General features: G+C 74.6%; 20 protein-coding genes and 1 pseudogene. 9 read left to right on the top strand and 12 right to left on the bottom strand.

Going from position 1 to position 19341, the window contains the following annotated elements; all coding sequences use genetic code 11:
* From tatC to ACYVKY_RS10885, 5 genes are read left to right on the top strand one after another with little or no spacing between them, the layout of a single operon-like run.
* Positions 1 to 813, top strand: coding sequence for a twin-arginine translocase subunit TatC (gene tatC, locus ACYVKY_RS10865; RefSeq protein ID WP_460434989.1), 813 nt, complete (start codon positions 1 to 3; stop codon positions 811 to 813).
* Positions 810 to 1721, top strand: coding sequence for a YegS/Rv2252/BmrU family lipid kinase (locus ACYVKY_RS10870; RefSeq protein ID WP_460434990.1), 912 nt, complete (start codon positions 810 to 812; stop codon positions 1719 to 1721). The genes tatC and ACYVKY_RS10870 overlap by 4 nt, the downstream gene beginning before the upstream one ends.
* Positions 1722 to 1730: 9 nt before the next feature.
* Positions 1731 to 4556, top strand: a complete 2826-nt coding sequence (locus ACYVKY_RS10875) for a DEAD/DEAH box helicase (RefSeq protein WP_460434991.1) — start codon at positions 1731 to 1733, stop codon at positions 4554 to 4556.
* Positions 4557 to 4599: 43 nt separating this feature from the next.
* Complete coding sequence (locus tag ACYVKY_RS10880) at positions 4600 to 5610, top strand: pirin family protein (RefSeq protein ID WP_460434992.1); 1011 nt, start codon at positions 4600 to 4602, stop codon at positions 5608 to 5610.
* Positions 5611 to 5612: 2 nt separating this feature from the next.
* Positions 5613 to 5996 carry a VOC family protein gene (locus ACYVKY_RS10885; protein WP_460434993.1) on the top strand — a complete coding sequence of 128 codons (384 nt, stop codon included), beginning with the start codon at positions 5613 to 5615 and terminating at the stop codon, positions 5994 to 5996.
* 312 nt (positions 5997 to 6308) lie between these two features.
* Here ACYVKY_RS10885 and ACYVKY_RS10890 read toward each other — a convergent pair whose 3' ends face one another.
* From ACYVKY_RS10890 to ACYVKY_RS10900, 3 genes are read right to left on the bottom strand one after another with little or no spacing between them, the layout of a single operon-like run.
* Positions 6309 to 7259 carry a 5'-3' exonuclease gene (locus ACYVKY_RS10890; RefSeq protein WP_460435076.1) on the bottom strand — a complete coding sequence of 317 codons (951 nt, stop codon included), beginning with the start codon at positions 7257 to 7259 and terminating at the stop codon, positions 6309 to 6311.
* Positions 7260 to 7313: 54 nt separating this feature from the next.
* A complete protein-coding gene (locus ACYVKY_RS10895; protein WP_460434994.1) occupies positions 7314 to 7625 on the bottom strand; it encodes an AzlD domain-containing protein in 312 nt (103 codons plus the stop codon).
* A complete protein-coding gene (locus ACYVKY_RS10900; protein ID WP_460434995.1) occupies positions 7613 to 8287 on the bottom strand; it encodes an AzlC family ABC transporter permease in 675 nt (224 codons plus the stop codon). The genes ACYVKY_RS10895 and ACYVKY_RS10900 overlap by 13 nt, the downstream gene beginning before the upstream one ends.
* 59 nt (positions 8288 to 8346) lie before the next feature.
* Here ACYVKY_RS10900 and ACYVKY_RS10905 point away from each other — a divergent pair, with 59 nt between their 5' ends.
* A complete protein-coding gene (locus tag ACYVKY_RS10905; protein WP_460434996.1) occupies positions 8347 to 8787 on the top strand; it encodes an Lrp/AsnC family transcriptional regulator in 441 nt (146 codons plus the stop codon).
* A gap of 15 nt (positions 8788 to 8802) precedes the next feature.
* On the opposite strand, the gene ACYVKY_RS10910 is transcribed toward ACYVKY_RS10905, so the two are convergent.
* The 6 genes and pseudogenes from ACYVKY_RS10910 to ACYVKY_RS10935 form a co-directional block, all read right to left on the bottom strand.
* Positions 8803 to 10272 (bottom strand): KamA family radical SAM protein, encoded by a 1470-nt coding sequence (locus tag ACYVKY_RS10910; protein WP_460434997.1) that lies wholly within the window; start codon positions 10270 to 10272, stop codon positions 8803 to 8805.
* Positions 10273 to 10497: 225 nt separating this feature from the next.
* Entirely contained in the window at positions 10498 to 10959 is a 462-nt protein-coding gene (locus tag ACYVKY_RS10915; protein WP_460435077.1) for an SRPBCC domain-containing protein, read from the bottom strand.
* Positions 10960 to 11496, bottom strand: a pseudogene (locus tag ACYVKY_RS10920) (glyoxalase superfamily protein); the annotation flags it as partial.
* A 193-nt stretch (positions 11497 to 11689) separates the two neighbouring features.
* Positions 11690 to 12721, bottom strand: a complete 1032-nt coding sequence (locus tag ACYVKY_RS10925) for an aldo/keto reductase (RefSeq protein ID WP_460434998.1) — start codon at positions 12719 to 12721, stop codon at positions 11690 to 11692.
* A 67-nt stretch (positions 12722 to 12788) separates the two neighbouring features.
* Entirely contained in the window at positions 12789 to 13688 is a 900-nt protein-coding gene (locus ACYVKY_RS10930; protein WP_460434999.1) for a universal stress protein, read from the bottom strand.
* Positions 13685 to 15184 (bottom strand): amino acid permease, encoded by a 1500-nt coding sequence (locus ACYVKY_RS10935; protein ID WP_460435000.1) that lies wholly within the window; start codon positions 15182 to 15184, stop codon positions 13685 to 13687. Before ACYVKY_RS10935 ends, ACYVKY_RS10930 begins: the two co-directional genes overlap by 4 nt.
* Positions 15185 to 15303: 119 nt before the next feature.
* Between ACYVKY_RS10935 and ACYVKY_RS10940 the strand changes: the two genes are divergently transcribed.
* Both ACYVKY_RS10940 and ACYVKY_RS10945 read left to right on the top strand, forming a co-directional pair.
* Entirely contained in the window at positions 15304 to 16086 is a 783-nt protein-coding gene (locus tag ACYVKY_RS10940; protein WP_460435001.1) for a maleylpyruvate isomerase mycothiol-dependent enzyme family protein, read from the top strand.
* A 67-nt stretch (positions 16087 to 16153) separates the two neighbouring features.
* A complete protein-coding gene (locus tag ACYVKY_RS10945) occupies positions 16154 to 16504 on the top strand; it encodes a helix-turn-helix domain-containing protein (protein WP_460435002.1) in 351 nt (116 codons plus the stop codon).
* On the opposite strand, the gene ACYVKY_RS10950 is transcribed toward ACYVKY_RS10945, so the two are convergent.
* Both ACYVKY_RS10950 and ACYVKY_RS10955 read right to left on the bottom strand, forming a co-directional pair.
* Positions 16501 to 17115, bottom strand: a complete 615-nt coding sequence (locus ACYVKY_RS10950) for a ClpP family protease (RefSeq protein ID WP_460435003.1) — start codon at positions 17113 to 17115, stop codon at positions 16501 to 16503. The genes ACYVKY_RS10945 and ACYVKY_RS10950 overlap by 4 nt on opposite strands.
* On the bottom strand, positions 17112 to 17735 hold the full coding sequence (locus tag ACYVKY_RS10955) for a ClpP family protease (protein WP_460435004.1): 624 nt from the start codon (positions 17733 to 17735) through the stop codon (positions 17112 to 17114). Before ACYVKY_RS10955 ends, ACYVKY_RS10950 begins: the two co-directional genes overlap by 4 nt.
* A gap of 98 nt (positions 17736 to 17833) precedes the next feature.
* On the opposite strand from ACYVKY_RS10955, the gene ACYVKY_RS10960 reads away from it, so the two are divergent.
* Positions 17834 to 18373: a DinB family protein gene (locus tag ACYVKY_RS10960; RefSeq protein WP_460435005.1), complete on the top strand. Its 540-nt coding sequence runs from the start codon at positions 17834 to 17836 to the stop codon at positions 18371 to 18373.
* Here ACYVKY_RS10960 and ACYVKY_RS10965 read toward each other — a convergent pair.
* Complete coding sequence (locus ACYVKY_RS10965; protein ID WP_460435006.1) at positions 18370 to 19323, bottom strand: aminoglycoside phosphotransferase; 954 nt, start codon at positions 19321 to 19323, stop codon at positions 18370 to 18372. The genes ACYVKY_RS10960 and ACYVKY_RS10965 overlap by 4 nt on opposite strands.
* Positions 19324 to 19341 lie beyond the last annotated feature (18 nt).

Genomic DNA, 19341 nt, shown 5'->3' on the forward strand with positions numbered 1-19341 from the left:
ATGGTGGCCATCTCGCCGCGCCGCAGGAGCAATCCCGAGGGCCGGATGGCGCTGCGCGAGCACCTCAAGGAGCTGCGCAACCGGATCTTCAAGGCGTGCCTCGGGCTGATCGCCGGTGCGGTCGCCGGCTGGTTCCTCTACGACCCGGTGCTCGAGGCGCTCAGCGCCCCGCTGCTCGAGCTGCGCGACGAGAACCTGATCAGCGTCAACTTCGGCACGGTCGCGCAGCCGTTCGACCTCAAGCTCAAGGTCTCGTTCTTCATCGGCGTGCTGGTGTCGAGCCCGATCTGGATCTACCAGCTGTGGGCGTTCGTCACCCCGGGCCTGACCACGCGGGAGCGCCGCTACGCGCTCGGCTTCGTCGGCGCCGCCGTGCCGCTGTTCGCGGGCGGCGCGTACCTCGCGTTCCGTGCGATCCCGAACTTCGTCCGGTTCCTGGTCAGCTTCGCCCCCGAGGGGTTCAGCAACATCATCGACGCCCAGGTCTACCTGGGCTTCATCATGCGCGTGATCCTCACCTTCGGGCTGTCCTTCCTCGTGCCGGTGGTGCTGGTCGGCATGAACTTCCTCGGCCTGGTGAGCGGTCGCGGGGTGCTGAAGGCGTGGCGGTGGGTGGTGGTCGCGGCGTTCACCTTCGCCGCCCTGGCGACCCCCACCCCCGACGTCCTGTCGATGTTCCTGCTGGCCACGCCGCTGCTGGTGCTGTTCGCGCTGGCGATCGGCGTCTGCCTGCTCAACGACCGACGGCGGCGGCGGCGCGACGCCGACGAGCTGTTCGACGACCTCGACGACGACCGGGCCAGCCCGCTGTGAGGATCGCCGTCGTCGCGAACCCGACGAGCGGCAAGGGCTACGGACGGGTCGCGACGGCGCTGGCGCTGCACCGGCTCACGGCCTCGGACGCCACCGTGCTCGACATCAGCGCCCCGACGGCCGAGGCGGCGCGCGAGGAGGCGGCCCGCGCGGTCGCGTCCGGCGTCGACGCGCTGGTCGTCGTCGGCGGCGACGGCATGGTGCACCTCGGGGTGAACGCCGTCGCCGGCACCGGCGTCCCGCTGGGCGTCGTCCCGGCCGGCACGGGCAACGACAACGCACGCGCCTTCGGGCTCACGCCCCGCGAACCGGTCGCCGCGGTCGACCGGCTGCTCGAGCACCTCGCGGTCGGGCGCACGCGCACCGTCGACCTGGCGCGCGCCACCACCTCCGACGGCACCTCGCGCTGGTTCGTCGGCGTCCTGTCGGCCGGTTTCGACGCGCTGGTGAACGAGCGCGCCAACGGCTGGCGCTGGCCGCGCGGACCGGTCCGCTACAACCTGGCGATCGCGCGCGAGCTGCCGGTGTTCCGGCCGATGGAGTACCGGCTCACCCTCGACGACGAGGTGCAGGACGTGCGCGGCATGCTCGTGTCGGTCGCCAACGGCACCTCGTTCGGCGGTGGCATGCAGATCGCGCCCGACGCGCTGCTCGACGACGGGCTCCTCGACGTGGTCGTGCTCGGCCCGATCTCGACGGCGCGCTTCGTCCGGGTCTTCCCGACCGTCTACACCGGCGACCACGTCAAGAACCCGGCGGTGACGGTGCGCCGGGCGCGCCGGGTGCGGGTCGAGCTGCCGGGCCGGGCGATGACGATCTACGCCGACGGCGAGCGGGTCGGGCCCGCGCCGCTGGACTGCGAGGTCGTCCCGGGGGCCCTGCGGGTGCTGGCGGCCGGCACCGATTAGGTTCGGTGCATGGCCACCGAGCTCGACCGCTTCCCCGAGCTCGAGCGGTTCGCCCAGCTGCTGGGCTTCGACCTCGACCCGTTCCAGGTCGAGGCGTGCGAGGCGCTCGAGCAGGGGCACGGCGTGCTGGTGGCGGCCCCCACCGGGGCCGGCAAGACCGTCGTCGGCGAGTTCGCGGTGCACCTCGCCCTCGCGCGCGGCGGCAAGGCGTTCTACACCACGCCGATCAAGGCGCTCAGCAACCAGAAGTACGCCGACCTCGTGGCCCGGCACGGCGCCGCCTCGGTGGGTCTGCTCACCGGTGACACCTCGCTGAACGGCGACGCCCCGGTGGTGGTGATGACCACCGAGGTGCTGCGCAACATGCTCTATGCCGGCTCCCCGACGCTCGGCGGCCTGGCCTTCGTCGTCATGGACGAGGTGCACTACCTCGCCGACCGGTTCCGCGGACCGGTGTGGGAGGAGGTCATCCTGCACCTGCCCGAGCACGTCCAGCTCGCGTCGCTGTCGGCGACCGTCTCGAACGCCGAGGAGTTCGGCGCCTGGCTCGACACCGTCCGCGGCGACACCCGGGTGGTCGTGTCCGAGCACCGTCCGGTGCCGCTGTGGCAGCACGTCGTGGTCGGGTCGTCGGGCGCGCCGGGGGAGCGCGCGGGCGTCAGCCTGCTCGACCTGTTCGTCGAGGACGAGGACGGTCGCCAGGCCGTCAACCCGGACGTGCGGCGGCTGCAGCGCGAGGTGGTCCCGTTCCGCGGGCGCGACCGGCGGCACGGCGGACGCCCGCGGGGCCGGGCGGGAGGCCGCGACGGCGGCGGTCGGTCCGAGGGTGGGTCGTTCCGGCACCACCGCGGGTTCCGTGGGCCGTCGCGCGCCCAGGTGGTCGAGCGGCTCGACGCGCAGGGCCTGCTGCCCGCCATCACCTTCATCTTCAGCCGGGCCGGCTGCGACGCCGCCGTGCGCCAGTGCCTCGCGTCCGGCGTCCGGCTGACGACGCGTGAGGAGCGGGCCGAGATCCGCGCCGTCGTCGAGCGCAAGGTCGCCCAGATCGCCGACCGCGACCTCGCGACGCTCGGCTACCACGAGTGGGTCGAGGGCCTGCAGCGCGGGCTGGCGGCGCACCACGCCGGGATGCTGCCGACCTTCAAGGAGGTCGTGGAGGAGCTGTTCACCCGCGGCCTGGTGAAGGCCGTGTTCGCCACGGAGACACTGGCTCTCGGCATCAACATGCCCGCGCGCACGGTCGTGCTCGAGAAGCTGGTCAAGTTCAACGGCGAGGCGCACGTGCCGGTGACCGCGGGGGAGTACACCCAGCTCACCGGGCGCGCGGGCCGCCGCGGCATCGACATCGAGGGCCACGCCGTCGTCGTGTGGGACTCCGCGCTCGACCCCGAGCAGGTGGCCGGCCTGGCGTCCGCGCGCACCTACCCCCTGCGGTCGAGCTTCCGCCCGACGTACAACATGGCCGTGAACCTGGTCGCCCAGGTCGGCCGCGAGGCGGCGCGCGAGATCCTCGAGACCTCGTTCGCGCAGTTCCAGGCCGACCGCGGCGTGGTCGGACTGGCCCGCCAGGTGCGCGAGCAGGACGAGGCGCTCGAGGGGTACCGGGCCTCGATGACCTGCCACCTGGGCGACTTCAGCGAGTACATGGCGCTGCGACGCCGCGTCGGCGAGCTCGAGAAGGAGACCTCCCGCGAGGCGTCGAAGGCGCAGCGCGGGCGCGCGCTGGAGTCGCTGGAGCGGCTGCGGATCGGCGACGTGATCCTGGTGCCCTCCGGCCGGCGCTCGGGCTACGCGGTGGTGCTCGACCCCGGGACGGCCGGCGGCCTGGACGGCCCGCGTCCGTCGGTGCTGACCCTCGACCGGCAGGTGCGGCGGCTCGCGCTGCACGACGTCCCCGACGAGGTGCGGCCGGTGACGACGCTGAAGGTGCCGCGCAACTTCAACGCCCGCAACCCCGCGGCCCGGCGCGACCTCGCGTCGTCGCTGCGCAACGTCCTGGCCGAGGGGCGCCTGGCCGACAACCCGCCGCGCGAGCGGCGGCGACGCGAGGTGCCCGAGGACGCCGCGGCCGAGGTCGCCCGGGTGCGGGCGCAGCTCAAGGCCCACCCGTGCCACCGGTGCCCCGAGCGCGAGGACCACGCCCGCTGGGCCGAGCGGTACCACCGGTTGCGCAAGGAGCGGTCTGCGGTCGCGCGCCGCATCGACGGCCGGACGAGCACGATCGCCCGCACGTTCGACCGCGTCTGCGACCTGCTCCTCGACCTGGGCTACCTGCGGCGCGCGGACGAGGTGCGCGGCGGGGTCGGGCTCACGACCGCGGGGGAGCGGCTGCGGCGCGTGTACACCGAGAAGGACCTGCTGGTGGCCGAGTGCCTGCGCGCGGGCGCGTGGCGCGGCCTCGACGGACCGGGCATGGCCGCGGTGGCGTCCGCCGTCGTCTACGAGGCGCGGCGCGAGCAGGTGGGGGCGGCGCCGGCGGTGCCCGGCGGCGCGACCCGGGCCGCGCTCGACGCGACCACGAAGGTCTGGTCGGACCTGCAGGACACCGAGGCCCGTCACCGGGTCGACCTCACCGGCGCCCCCGACCTCGGCATGACGGTGCCGCTGCACCGCTGGGCGCGCGGCCAGCACCTCGAGCAGGTGCTCGAGGACGGCGACCTCACGCCCGGCGACTTCGTGCGCTGGACCCGGCAGGCGATCGACCTGCTCGCCCAGATCGCGCTGGCCTGCGAGGCGGCCGACGCCCCGCCCGAGGACGCCGAGGTCGCCGCCGCCGCGCGGGCCGCGCTGGCCGCGGTCGACCGCGGCGTGATGGCGTGGAGCAGCGTCCGCTGACGGTCGGGGTCCGCCGCCGCGCCGGTGGTGGCACAGTGGACGGGTGACCGATCTCCAGCAGCGCCCCCAGGCGGTCGAGTGCGGCGCCGGGCACGACCCCGCCGACCGCGAGGTGGTGCAGCGGCTGCCCGGCCGCGAGGTGCAGCTGACCACGCGGCTCGCCCCCACCGAGGCCCAGCCGCGGCAGGGCGCGACGGTCCGCCGCTACCTGCCGACGAAGGGGCGCCGGATGGTCGGCGCCTGGTGCTTCCTCGACCACTTCGGCCCGGACGACGTCACGACGGGCGAGGGCATGCTGGTCGGCCCGCACCCGCACACCGGCCTGCAGACGGTCACCTGGCTGCTCGACGGCGAGGTGCTGCACATCGACTCGCTGGGCAACGAGCAGACCATCGTCCCGGGCCAGCTGAACCTGATGACCGCCGGGCACGGCATCAGCCACGCCGAGGAGTCGCCGGTCGAGCGTCCGCCCGGGCTGCACGGGCTGCAGCTGTGGGTCGCCCTCCCGGAGAGCGCCCGCGACGGGGCGCCGGCGTTCGAGCACCACGAGCAGGTGCCGCTGGTGAAGCTGCCCGGTCTGAGCGCGCGGGTGCTGCTGGGCCACCTGGCCGGCGTCGTGTCGCCCGCGACGGCGCACACGCCGATCGTCGGCGCGGTGGTCGAGGTCGAGCCCGGTGCGGGTCGCGACGCGTCGGCGTGGCTGCCGCTGAAGCGGGTGTGGGAGTACGCGGTGCTGCTGGTCGACGGCGAGGTCGCCCTCGACGACGAGGAGCTGCGCCCCGACGAGCTGGTGTACCTCGGGCACGGGCGGGAGGGGCTGGAGGTGCGGTCCACCCCCGGCGCGCGGGTGCTCCTGCTCGGCGGGCTGCCGTTCGACGAGGAGATCACCATCTGGTGGAACCTGGTGGGGCGCAGCCACGACGAGATCGTCTCCGCCCGCGCCCTGTGGAACGCCCACGCGCCCCGGTTCGGCTCCGTGGTCGGCGCCACCGGCGAGCGGATCACCGCGCCGCCCATGCCGACCGGCCGGCTGCGCTCGCGCGGGCGGACCTGACCGTGCCGCACCGCAGCCGCGTCGGCGTCGTGCTGGTCGACGTCGCCCCGCCCGAGCACGACGCGACCCTGGCGTTCTGGGCCGGCGCCACGGGACGCGAGCCGACCACGTCCGGCGACCACGGCGAGTACGGCGGGCTGGGGCTGCACGGCGACGTCGACCTCGCGGTGCAGCGCACCGGCGAGGGCACGCCCTCCCGCGTCCACCTCGACGTCGAGACCGACGACGTGGCGGCGGAGGTCGAGCGGCTCGTCGGGCTGGGCGCCCGGGTCGAGCAGCGCCACGACGAGTACGCCGTGCTGCGTGACCCTGCAGGCCTGCTCTTCTGCGTCGTGCCGGTGCAGCAGGCCGACGCCTTCGACCGCCACGCCACCACCTGGCCCTGACGCGCCACGGTCTGGTGCCGCTGCCGACCGTCGTCGAGACCGCAGTAGTGGGGCGTGCGCCACGCGCGGACGCCCCACTACTGCGGTCTCGGTGCCGGTTCAGCGGCGACGCGGGGGGCGCGGTTGAGGAACCGGCGCCGGTAGTACCGGCGCCAGCGCGTGCTGGTGGTGGGCATGGCCGTCTCCTGAGTGGCTGACCTTCAGCCTCGCTCGATCGGCACGGCCACTCCCTCCTCGCGTGGTGGTGCGGCACCGGTCGGCGCCGCGCGTCGAGGATGCGCCGGGAACGCCTGCGCGTCCGGCGCTTTCGGCTCAGGCGCGGGCGGCCAGCGCCGCGGTGAGCCGCTCGATGCTCGACTCGGCGCCCCACCGCTCGCCGAGGGCTGCCAGCGCCCCGGGGTCGGCCGGGGTGGTGGGCAGGGTGTCGTCGTGGTCGGGCAGGTCGGCGTCGCGCAGCACCTGCACCACGGTCGGCGCGACGTCGAGGTAGTCGGACGCCGCCTCGATCTTCGCCCGCTGCGCCTTGGTCAGCCCCGACGACGGGTCGGCCGCGGCGTCGCGAATGCCCTGCAGGCTGCCGAACTTCGCCAGCAGGATGGCGGCGCCCTTCTCGCCGATGCCGGGAACACCGGGGATGCCGTCGCTGGTGTCGCCGCGCATGGTGGCGAGGTCGGCGTACTGGGCACCGGTCGCGACGCCGTACCGCTCCTGCAGGTCGGCCTGGTCGATGAGCTGCATGTTGCGAAGACCCTTGGCGGTGTAGAGGACCCGCACCTTCCGCTCGTCGTCGACGAGCTGGAACAGGTCGCGGTCGCCGGTGACGACGTCGACCTCGCGTCCCTTCGGCGCCCGGGTGGCCAGCGTGCCGATGACGTCGTCGGCCTCGCACCGCGGGGCGCCGACCCGCGCGATGCCGAACGCCGCCAGCGCCTCGGCGATCACCGGCACCTGGGGCGTGAGCGCGTCGGGCGACTCCTCGGCGACGACGACGTCGAGCGGGTTCGCCCCGCCGGCGCCGGGGCCAGGGTCGCCGCCGAGCACGCGGTGCGTCTTGTACGAGGGGATGAGCTCGACCCGCCACGCCGGACGCCAGTCGTCGTCCCAGCAGGCGACGAGGTGCGTGGGCTCGTACTCCTCGACGAGCCGGGCGATCATGTCGAGGAACCCGCGGAGCGCGTTCACGGGTTCGCCCCGGGGCGACACCATCGTGTCGGGGACGCCGAAGAAGGCGCGGAAGTACAGGGACGCGGAGTCGAGCAGCATCAGGCGGTCGGCCACGTCAGCGATCGTAGGGGTGCGCGGTGACGGTGCGGGGGGTCACAGCCACGCGTGCAGCGCGGCAGCCGTGACCGCGCCGGCCACCAGGGCCACCAGCAGGGGTGCGCGCACGAGCAGCAGCCCCAGCCCGACGGCGACCCCGGCCGCCCTTCCGTCGACGACGACCGCGCCGTCGGTGGTGAACGTGCTCGTGACGACCAGCGATGCGAGCAGCGCAGGCGCCAGCAGATCCACCACCCGCTCGAGCCGCTCCGGCGGACGTCGTCCGCCCGCGAGCACCGGACCGAGCGTCTTCAGCAGCGCGGTGCCGACGGCGAGCACCGCGATGACGGCCCAGGTCACCGGTCCCACCGCCGCAGGCCGAGCAGCGCGGCCAGCACGCCCGCGAGCACCGGGACCCCGGGCGGCGCCACCGGCGTGAGCGCCAGCGTCACCGCGGCCGCGAGCAGCGCCACGGCCACCGGCACCCACGACCGGCGCAGCTCGGGCAGCAGCAGCGCCAGGTAGAACACCGGGAACAGCGCGTCGAGCCCGAAGGCGCCGGGGTCGGTGACCACGGCGGCCCCTGCGACGCCGGCCGCCGTCCCGCCGAGCCAGGCGAGGTACTGCAGCGGCATCGCCCCCTCGAGCCGAGAGCGGTCGTAGCCACCGTCTGCCCGGTGGGCGAGAGCGAACGAGGCGTCGGCGAGCAGCAGCCCGGTCACGGCGTCGCGCCCGCGCCCCCGACCGAGGGACGGCGCGAGCGCGAACCCCATCGGCAGGTACCGGGCGTTCGCGAGCAGCCCGGTGCCGCCGGCCACGAGCCAGCCGGCGCCTCCCGACAGCGCCGTGAGGGCGGCGAGCTGGGCGGTGCCCGACCAGACCAGCGCCGACATCAGGACGGCTGCGAGGCCACCCACCACGGGCTCGGCGAGCAGCCCGAACGTCACACCGATCGCGGCGGTGGGCAGCACGAGCGGCGCGCTCGCGCGCAGGCCGTCACCGAACGAGCCGCTGCCCCCGTCGTCGCGCACGCGGTCATCCTCGCCGTCGGGCCGCCGGGGCGCGCGCCGTCCACCACTAGTCTTCCGGCATGGAGGAGACCGATCGCGAGATCGTGCGGCTGCTCGGCGCCGACGGCCGGATGAGCTACACCGACCTCGCGCGCGCCACCGGGCTGTCGACCTCGGCCGTGCACCAGCGGGTGCGCCGGCTCGAGGAGCGCGGCGTGATCACCGGGTACGCGGCGGTGGTCGACCCCGAGAAGCTCGGTCTGGCGCTGACGGCGTTCATCTCGGTGACCCCGTTCGACAAGGCGGCACCGGACGACGTCCCCCAGCGGCTCGAGGCGGTGCCGGAGATCGACTCCTGCTACTCGGTGGCGGGGGAGGAGTCGTACATCCTCAAGGTCCGCGTCGCGAGCCCCGCGGCCCTCGAGGACCTGCTGAGCCGCGTCCGGTCGACGGCGAACGTCTCGACCCGCACCACGGTCGTGCTGTCGACCCCCTACGAGGGACGCGCCCCCAGCATCTGAGGGCGCGTCCCACCGTCAGGCGTGGACGGCGTGGCTCGGCGCGTCGGCCTGCTCGGCAGCGACCTCGCGGCTGGACGCGGCGGCGAGCACTGCGGCCTCCTGCAGCGCCTCGGCGTCGCCGCCGTGGGTGCGCCACCACTCCTGGCCGCTCTCGGGCAGCGTGTAGATCGGGTCGTAGTACACGTACTCGCGGTTGAGCGCGTCGGCGTCCTCGGCCTCGATCGAGGTGCGGTAGTTCTTCGTCCAGTACGAGATGCCGTGCTCGGTGTCGTAGCTGTGCACCTGGTGCACCCAGCGCTTGCCGACGAACGGCACGTCGCAGACGATGCGCGGCGTCGCGAAGCCGGGCAGGTAGCCCATGATCGCGTGCTGCAGGTGCTGGGCCTCGGCCAGCGACATCCGCCAGTGCTCGCTGAACGGGATCATGTCGCACATGTAGAAGTAGTACGGCGTGATCGAGGCGCCGTCCTGCAGCGCGAAGCACAGGTCGAGCAGCGCCTCGGGCGAGTCGTTCACGCCGCGCATGAGCACGCCCTGGTTGCGCACGTCGCGCACGCCGGCCTCGAGCATGAGGCGGGTGGCCTTCGTGACCGCCGGCGTCACCGACTGCGCGTTGTTCACGTGGGTGTGGATCGCCAGGTTGACGCCGCGGTCGCGGGCGGTGCGGGCGACGCGGGCGACGCCCTCGACGACGTCCGGGGCGCTCCAGTGCTGCGGCAGGCCCATCAGCGCCTTGGTGGCCAGCCGGATGTCGCGGATGTTCTCGATCTCGAGCAGCTGGCCGAGGAAGACCTCGAGGTTCTTCCACGGCATGTTCGCGACGTCGCCGCCGGAGACCACGACGTCGCGGACGGACGGGGTGCGGCGCAGGTAGTCGAGCATCGCGCCGTGCCGGTCGACCGGCTTCAGCTCGAACTTCAGCTTCGGCACCTGCGGCGTGGAGTTGCCGACCAGGTCCATGCGGGTGCAGTGGCCGCAGTACTGCGGGCAGGTCGACAGCAGCTCGGCGAGCACCTTGGTGGGGTAGCGGTGGGTGAGGCCCTCGGCCACCCACATGTCGTGCTCGTGCAGGCTGTCGCGGGTCGCGAACGGGTGGCTCGCCCAGTCGGTGCGGCGGTCGCTGAAGACGGGGAGCATGTAGTGGCGCACCGGGTCGGCCCGGAACGCCGCGGTGAAGTCCTCGCCGGCGGCCGGCATCGGGCCGTCGGTGGCGGGCACCATCGTGTTCAGCATCTGCGGCGGCACGAGCATCGACATCGTGGCCCGCTCGGCCTGGTCGCGCTCGACGTCGGCGTAGAACTCCTCGGTGAGCAGCTCCCCGAACAGGGCGCGCAGCTGCTTGACGTTCTTCACGCAGTTCACCCGCTGCCACTGGGCGCTGTCCCACTCCGCGGCGGTGACGTCCTTCCAGCCCGGGAAGCGCGTCCAGTCGGGCTCGACGACCTCGCGACGGGCGTAGGCGTAGGGCTGCGGCAGCTGCGTCATGCGGGCGAGTGTACGGGAGGACGTCCCGTCCACGCGCCATCTCGCCGCAAGTCTTCCCGTATCACTCCGGCCGTGACGGCGAACCGTGCGCCGGTGCCGCACCGCACGTCCGTCGCGCGCGCCGACCGGGCAGACCTGCAGGCAGGTCGACCCTCTGCGGCCTCTCCCAGGCCGCCGACGACGGACCTGCCTGCAGTCCTGCCCAACCGGCCGGCGTGCCAGCGGTCAGGGGAGGCGGCAGGCGTCGACGTAGCGCTCGAGGATCACGGGCCAGTCGGTGAAGCGGGGGCGGCCGGCGACGTTGGCCGCCGTCCAGCCGCCGTGGCGGAACCGGACGAGGGTGCCGTCGCCGTCGGGCTCGAACGCGATGTCGACCTCGGTGGGGTGGTTCGCGTCGCCGCCGAGGGAGAAGGTCTGCGCGTAGCGCGCTCCAGGCTCCCAGGCGGTGACCGTGCCCCAGCGGTAGGACCCGCCGCCGTCGAGCAGCATCGTGCTGCTGCCGCCGACGCGCGGCTCGATCTGCACGTCGCGCAGCCCGGACGGGGCGTACACCGGGTCCCACCACGTCCCGATCCGCTCGGTCAGCACCCGGAACGCGTGCTCCGGGCTGCCCTCGACACGCAGCTCGTGCTCGATCGGGGCGGCGGCCGCCTCGTCGTGGTCGACCTCGTCGCCGCCCTCGACCAGCTGGTGGAAGACGAGGCGGTTGGCGAACGGGTCGCCGACCTGGACCTCGAGGCCCCAGGGCATCGTCTCCAGACCGGGTCGCGCGTAGCGGTAGTCGCGGCCGACCAGCTCGCGCTGCACGGCGGCGGCGTCCGGCACCAGGATGCGGACGGTGGCGCCGGGTGTCGCGTCGCCGTGGTGCTCGGACAGGTGGAGCACCGCGCCGGCGCGGCTCACCTGCAGGTACGAGGGGGAGTGGTCGTCGAAGGTGTGCTCCCAGTCCTGCGTGAAGCCCAGGAAGCCGAGGTAGAACTCCCGCGCCTTCGCGACGTCGAAGATCCGCAGCACGGGGATGACCGGGCCGAACCCGTCACCCCCGGCGACGGTCGGAGCAGACTCTTTCGCGCTCAACGTGTTCCAGTCGCGGACGCCGTGCTGGGCCGCGACCAGCTCGAGCGCGTGGCCATGGGACAGCTCGGTGCCGCGCGCGGCGAGGGCGGCGCGCAGGCGGCGGGCCTGCTGCTTGAGGTCGTCGGTCGACGGCAGGTGGTGCGACATCGTGGGCCAGTTCCCGGCGGACGGCGGAACAGGGTGCCTGCGTTGCCTGCGGCGGTCCGCCTGGGCGGCTCGTCACGGACGGGGTGGAGCGGCGGTGCGACGGGCGTTCACCGTCCCCGAAGGGTGCAGGCGGCCGGCCGCCCGGGCCGTGCCGCCAGCGTAGGCGCGCCGACGGTCCGCGACCAGACCCGCCTCAGCGACCGCCCTCCAGCGGGCGGTGGCGCTGCGCGACACCGGCGGTGCCGTAGGGGTAGTCGTCGACCCGCGGCGCGCTGGCCTCGGTGAGGCGGTCGAGGTGCTCGGCGGGCAGGTCGAGGTCGGCCGCGGGCAGCAGCCCCTCGAGCTGCTCGACCGTGCGCGCGCCGAGGATCACCGACGTGACGGCGGGACGCGCGGCGAGCCAGGCCAGCGAGACCTGGGCCGGGGTGGCGTCGACCGCGACCGCGACCGTGCGGACCTCGTCGAGCACGGCCCAGGTGCGGTCGTCGGCGTTGCGGGCCTCCCACGCCTCCATCCCACGGGCCGGGTCCTCACCGAGCCGGGTGGCACCGGTGGGGTCGACGTCGCGCTCGTACTTGCCGGTGAGCCAGCCACCGGCCAGCGGCGACCACGGCAGCAGCCCGAGACCGGCGTCCTGGCAGGCCGGCACCACCTCGTGCTCGATGTCGCGCACGAGCAGGTTGTACTGCGGCTGCAGCGTGACCGGCGCCGACCAGCCGTGCGCCGCGGCCAGCATCGAGGCCTTGGTCACCTGCCAGCCCAGGTAGTTCGAGAAGCCGTAGTACGAGATCTTCCCCGCGGTGACGGCGTCGTCGAGGAAGCGCAGCGTCTCCTCCAGCGGCGTGAGCGCGTCGAAGGCGTGCACCTGGTACAGGTCGACGTGGTCGGTGCCGAGCCGGCGCAGCGAGGCGTCGAGCGCGGTGCGCAGGTGCCGCCGCGACAGGCCGACGTCGTTGGGTCCGTCGCCCATCGGGAACCGGCCCTTGGTGGCGACGACCGTCTGCGCGGCCTGCGTCGGGTGGGCGCGCAGCCAGCTGCCCACGATCTCCTCCGAGACGCCGCTGCTGTAGACGTCGGCGGTGTCGAGGAAGGTCCCGCCGGCCTCCGCGAACGCGGTCATGATCGCGTGCGAGGTCTCCTCGTCGGCCTCGGCGCCGAACGTCATGGTGCCCAGGCACTGCGCCGACACCACCGTGCCGCTGCTGCCCAGCGTGCGGTACCTCATCGTCGTCCTCCTGCGGGGTCGGGGGTCTCGTCCCACCCTGCGGCACGGGCGACCGGCGTGCCAGCCGTCACCCCCGCGCGGGCACCACCACGACCGGCACCGGCGAGTGCCGCACGATCTTGGTGGCGGTCGAGCCGAGGAACACCCGCGCCAGCGAGCCCGCGGACGAGGACCCGACGACCAGCACGTCGTCCGGCTCCCACGGCACGTCGTCGAGCGCGCGCGCCCAGCTGCGCCCGACGCCGACGAGGGTCTCGACCTCGCCGGGCGGCACCGGACCGCCGTCGAGCGCGCCGAGGGCCCGGCGCTGCGCGGCGGCCGCCTGCTCGCGCCAGGCGTCGAGCACGTCGTCCTCGGTCGAGGGCGCCAGCTCCGGCGGGTACATCGTCCGGCCGCGGACGCCGAACGTCGCGACCCGCAGCACCGCGCCGACGCCGTGGGTGATGGCCGCGGTGCGCGTCAGCAGGTCGACCGCGCCGGGGTCGTCGCGGAACGCGCAGGTCACCCGCCGCACCCGCGTCCCGGCGGACGCGCGGTAGCCGCGTGGTGCGACCGCCACCGGCACGGGGGACGAGTGCAGCATCCGCGCCGCCGTGGCGCCCGCGACGACGCGGCCGAGCGGGCCCTCGCTGGACGAGCCGAGCACGACCGTCGTCGCGTCGTGCTCGCGGGCCGCGAGCTCCAGCCCGGCGGACGGCGAGCGAGCGCTGCGCCAGGAGACGCTCGCCTCGACGTCGGACGCGTGCTCGGCGAGGTAGGCCGTCGCCGCGTCCACCGCGTGCTCGCCGCGCTCGGCCGACCAGGTCGCGAACTCCCCGTCGACCCGTCCCGGTCCCGGCACCGGCCAGGGCGCCGGCACGACCGCGACCACCTCGAGCCGCTCGCCGGAGGAGCGCGCCAGGACCGCCGCCAGGTCGACCGAGGACTGCCCCGAGGGGTCGGGCGTCCACCCCACGACGAACGTCACGACGGCTCCCGGTCGGCGTCGGCGCGCTCGTGGCGTCCGGGGTCGCGGCCGAGGGTCGCGTGGTGGCGTCCCCACAGCAGGTAGAAGCCGAGCACGATCGCGACCCAGACCGCGAAGATGACCCAGGTGATCGACGAGATGCCGTAGGCGACGTAGGCGCACGCCAGCACCGTCAGCACCGGGGTCACCGGGTAGCCGGGTACGCGGAACGGCCGGTGCAGGTCGGGCTGGGTGCGCCGCAGCACGAGCACGCCGATCGCGACCACCGTGAAGGCGCAGAGGGTGCCGATCGAGACGGTGTCCCACAGGTAGTCCGAGGGGACGAAGCCCGCCACGAGGGCGACGACCACCGCCACCACCACGGTGTTGAAGGTCGGCGTCAGCGTGCGGGGGTGCACCTCGGCGAAGCGCTTCGGCAGCATGCCGTCGCGGCCCATCGCGAACAGGATGCGGGTCTGCCCGTACAGCGTGACGAGCGTGACCGAGAAGATCGAGATCACGGCGCCGGCGGCGAGCACGCTACCCGGCACCGTCGACCCGGTGATGTTCGTCAGGATGACGGACAGGCCGGCGCTCTGCTGGTCCTCGCTCGAGAACTCCTCCAGCGGCTGCGATCCGACGCCGGCGACCGCCACGAGCACGTAGATCGCCACGACCACCGCGAGGGCGGCCATCAGCGCCCGGGGCAGGGTGCGCTGCGGGTCCTTCACCTCCTCGCCGGCGGTCGAGACGGCGTCCAGCCCGATGAAGGAGAAGAAGATCGTGGCCGCCGCGGCGCTGACGCCGGCTGCGCCCGCCGCCCAGAACGCCTCGAAGCGGTCGCCCTCGAAGGCCGTGAACGCGATGACCGCGAACAGCACGAGCACCGCCAGCTTGATCACGACCATGACGGTGTTGACCAGCGCCGACTCGCTGGCGCCGCGCACGAGCAGCACGGCGCACATGGCGACCAGCACCATCGCCGGCAGGTTGACCAGTCCGGTCGTGTTGGACTCGAACGGGATCGGCGAGTACGACAGCGCGTCGGGGATCTGCCAGCCCACGGTGTTGAGCAGCAGCTCGTTGAAGTAGCCGCTCCAGCCGACCGCGACCGCCGCGGACGACACGCCGTACTCCAGCAGCACGCAGGCCGCGACGAACATCGCGACCAGCTCGCCGAGCCCGTGGTACGCGTACGAGTAGGTCGAGCCGGAGACCGGGATGGCCGAGGCGAGCTCGGCGTAGCAGACGGCCGACAGCCCGGCGGCGACGCCGGCGACCAGGAACGCCACCACGACCGCCGGGCCGGCGTCGGGCACCGCCTCCTGCAGGACGAAGAAGATGCCGGTGCCGACCGTGGCGCCGACGCCGAACATCGTCAGCTGGAAGACGCCGATCGTCCGGGCCAGCTCGGGCCCGGCGTGCGACCCGCCTCGCGGGTCGGCCAGCGGCTTGCGCCGGCGCAGCTGCTGCGCGAGCGGCAGGGACGCTCGGGGTGTGGGTCTGGTGGCGGTCATCCGGTGCCTCCCCGGTCGTGGCCGGGCCCGGGCCCCGCCGCAGGCTCGCCACCGTAGACCCGACCCGCGCGGCGGTGAAGAGGGTGGGCGGCGGACCGCGACTGCGGCACGATGGCGCCGTGCCGGCCCGCCTCGCGTTCGAGCAGCACCTCGACGTCGTCCACGACGCCGGGGAGCGCCTGGCCGCCCACGTGGCCGAGGTCGACCTCGCGGCGCCGGTGCCGACCTGCCCGCGCTGGACCGTGGCCGACCTGCTGGCCCACCAGACGATGGTGCACCGCTGGGCGGCGGCGCACCTGTCCGCCGGCGACCCGGAGGCGGTGCCGTCGAAGCGCGACCTGCTGGCGTCCGTCCCCGACCTGCGCGCGCACTACCGCGAGGGGCTGGCGCTGCTGCTCGCCGCGCTGCGCGCGGCCCCGGCCGACCTGCGGGCGATGACCTTCCTGCGGGACGCACCGGCACCCCGCGAGTTCTGGGCCCGCCGGCAGGCGCACGAGACGACCGTGCACGCGGTCGACGCCCGGTCGGCCGCGCTCGGCCGCGCCCCGACCGCGCTCGAGGCCGCCGCCGCCGGCATCACGCCGGAGGTCGCGCTCGACGGCCTCGACGAGCTGCTCTGCGGGTTCGTCACCCGCGGCCGGTCGAAGACCGTGCTGGGGACTCCGGCGACGGTGCACGTGCGCCCGACCGACGTCGACGAGGAGTGGACGATGCACGTCGGCGAGGCGATCACGACGACGCACGGCCCGACGACGCAGGACGACGGCGACGCGGTGCTGAGCGGCACCGGGCTCCAGCTCTACCTCGGGCTGTGGAACCGCGGCGACGAGGTGGTCGGTCGCGGACGCGGGCGCGAGGTGCTCGCCGCCTGGCGGCAGGGGCAGCGGGTCTCGTGGTCGTGAGCCGCACCGGTTCCGCCGTCAGCAGAACCGCTCCCGACCTCGTCGTCGACGCGCGTAGCGTCGGCCCATGGGTGACCTGCTGACGATGCCCCGCACCCCCGGACGCCCCCGCCGCGCCCGACGGCCCGAGCCGCTGTGGCGCGACGTGCTCGGCGCGGCGATGCGCGACCTGCGGCACGACCGCGGCCGCACCCTCGTCGAGACCGCCGAGCGCGCCGGCATCTCCCCGCAGTACCTCTCCGAGGTCGAGCGCGGCCTCAAGGACCCGTCGTCCGAGGTGGTCGCCGCCGTCGCCGGCGCGCTGGGGACCACGGTCGTCGACCTGAGCGCCACGGCCGTCGGGGAGCTGCGCGCCGGCGCCCGGCTCGCCGAGCTCGCCCCGGTCGGCGATCCGGTCGCCCAGCTGCGCGCGGCCTAGCCCGTCAGCGCGCCCAGCGGCGTCCGCCGTGCCGGCATCACCACGTCGGCGACGCCGTAGTCGACCGCCTGCTGCGGGGTCAGCACCCGGTCGCGGTCGGTGTCGCGCCGCAGCTCCTCGACGGTCCGCCCGGTGTGCAGCGACAGCACCTCCTCGGCCTGCGCCCGCACCCGGATCACCTCCTCGGCCTGCAGGATGAGGTCGGGGATGGTGCCCTGGCCCCGCGCGGACGGCTGGTGCAGCAGCACCCGGGAGTGGGGGAGCACCGCGCGGCGGCCCGGCTCGCCGGCGGCGAGCAGGATCGCCGCCGTCGAGGCCGCCTGCCCGATGCAGGTCGTGGCCACCGGGGCGCGGACGAACTGCATGGTGTCGTAGACGGCGAAGACCGCGGTCACCAGGCCGCCGGGCGAGTTGATGTAGAGGTTGATCTCGGCGTCCGGGTCCTGCGACTCGAGGTGCAGGATCTGCGCGATCAGCGCGTTCGCGACGCCGTCGTCGACCTCGGTGCCGAGGTAGACGATGCGCTCGGTCAGCAGCTGGCTGTAGACGTCCATGACGCGGTCGCCCCGCGGGTGCGCCACCACGACGTTCGGGATCGTGTACGAGCTCATCGCGCGGCCCTCACGCTCAGGCCCACCGGCTGCCGACCGGCCGGTCGCACCCGCTCCAGCGAGTCGAGCACCTCGTCGACGAACCCGTACGTGCGCGCCTCCTCGGCCGTGAACCACCGGTCGCGCTGCGAGTCCTCGAGGACGCGCTCGAGCGGCTGGCCGGTGTGCTCGGCGATCAGACCCAGCACCGTGTCGCGGGTGTACCTCAGGTCCTCCGCCTGCAGCTCGATGTCGACGGCGCTGCCACCGATGCCCGACGACCCCTGGTGCATCAGGATCCGGCTGTGCCGCAGCGCGAACCGCTTGCCCGGCGTCCCGGCCGACAGCAGGAACTGCCCGGCGCTGGCGGCCATCCCGAGCGCCAGGGTCGACACGTCGTTCGGGATGAGCCGCATCGTGTCCGCGATCGCGAGCATCGCCGGCACCGAGCCGCCGGGCGAGCTGATCCACAGCGTGATGTCGCTGCGCTGGTCCTCGGCCGACAGCAGGAACAGCTGACCGAGCAGGCGGGTGCCGTTGGTGTCGTCGAGGGCCTCGTCGAGGACGACGATCCGCTGGCGCAGGAGGCCGTCCTTGACGGGGTCCGGCAGGGGACCGGTGCGGGTGTCGGGTGCGCTCATCCCGCCATGCTGCGCGGAACCGCGCGGTGGCGGATCCGTTGCTGCCGTTGGCAGATCTGCCCCTGGCAGACGGCCGACGCCGGCGCGAGGATCGGTGGATGGGCCAGGACGCGATCGCTCCCGACACCAAGGACTGGACGTGGGTGCTCGAGCGCCCGTGCCCCGAGTGCGGCTTCGAGGCGTCCGCCGTCGCGGCCGAGGAGGTCGCACTCGCGACCGAGCGGCTCACCGCGCCCTGGTCCGAGGTGCTGGCGCGACCCGGGGCGCGCGAGCGGCCCGCGCCCGACCGCTGGTCGCCGCTCGAGTACGGCTGCCACGTGCGCGACGTGTGCCGGGTGTTCGCCGGACGCGTGCGGCTCGTCCTCGACCACGACGGCGCGGAGTTCGAGAATTGGGACCAGGACGAGTCGGCCCGGCGCGGCCGCTACGACGAGCAGGACCCCGCCGTCGTCGCCCACCAGCTCGCCGACGACGCGCGGGGGCTCGCCGAGGCGTTCGGCCACGCGTACGGCGACGCGTGGGACCGCACGGGCACCCGCTCGAACGGCTCGCGGTTCACGCTGCTGACCCTCGGCCGGTACTGCCTGCACGACCTCGCGCACCACCTGCACGACGTCGGCGTCGCGCGGCCGGCCTAGCGCGTTCTCGGCGGCCGGGTCAGCTCGTGCCGCAGCCCTCCGAGCGAGGTGCGCGCGTCGGCGTCGTCGGCGTGCTCGCCCGCGAACAGCACTGCGTACTGGGCGATCTCGTCGAGACGCCACTCCAGGTCGAACAGCTCGAGCAGGTCGGGATCGGGCCCGACGCGGCCGGCGGGCCAGGCATAGGCGTCCTCCCACCCCGGGCCGTGGTCGACCAGCGTCGCCAGGTCGCGCTCGCGCGGCGCCACGGCCAGCGACTCCCAGTCGACGACGAGCTCGCCGGCATCGGTGCGCAGCAGGTTGCGCGTGTGGGGCTCGCCGTGGGTCGGCACCCAGGTGGCGGGGTCGGTGCGTGCCGCGAGCCGGTGGTACCGGGCGGTCCAGGTGCGCACGTCGTCGAGGCCGGCGAGCAGGGCCTCGTGCGCGGTCGCGCCGTGCGGTCCGCCGTCCCAGTCGCGGGCGAGGAGGTCGGCGAGCCGGTCGCCGAGGTCCGGGCCGACCAGCGGCGCCCACGACCGCACGTCGGCGCCGACCCGGGCCGCGTGCAGCCGGGAGAGCCGCGCCGCCGACCGGCGTGCGTCCGCCAGGTCGGCGTGCGGGCCGTCGCCGCTCGTCCCGTCGCGCCACGGTGTGGCGCTGAGGGCGCCGCCGCCGACGGGCACGGTGCACGTCCCGGACGCGGACCGCACCGGCGCGAGCACGAACTCCAGCCCCTGCGCGGCGAGCGCGACCGCGCCGGCGTACGCGCCCTCGAGGGTGGCCGGCGTGTGCCGCGGCTCGAGCGCGTCCAGGGTCACGAACAACCGCCGGTCGCCCGCCACCGAGGCCGCCCAGTGGTGCGCACCGAAACCGACCGGCAGGTGCTCGACCGCGTCGACGTCGGGGGCCCAGTGCGCCCGCACGGCACGCAGCACCTCGGCGTCGGCGACGTGGGACGGCGGCTCGTGCACCTGCGGCAGTCTGCCGAT

Source organism: Angustibacter speluncae (assembly GCF_054777815.1).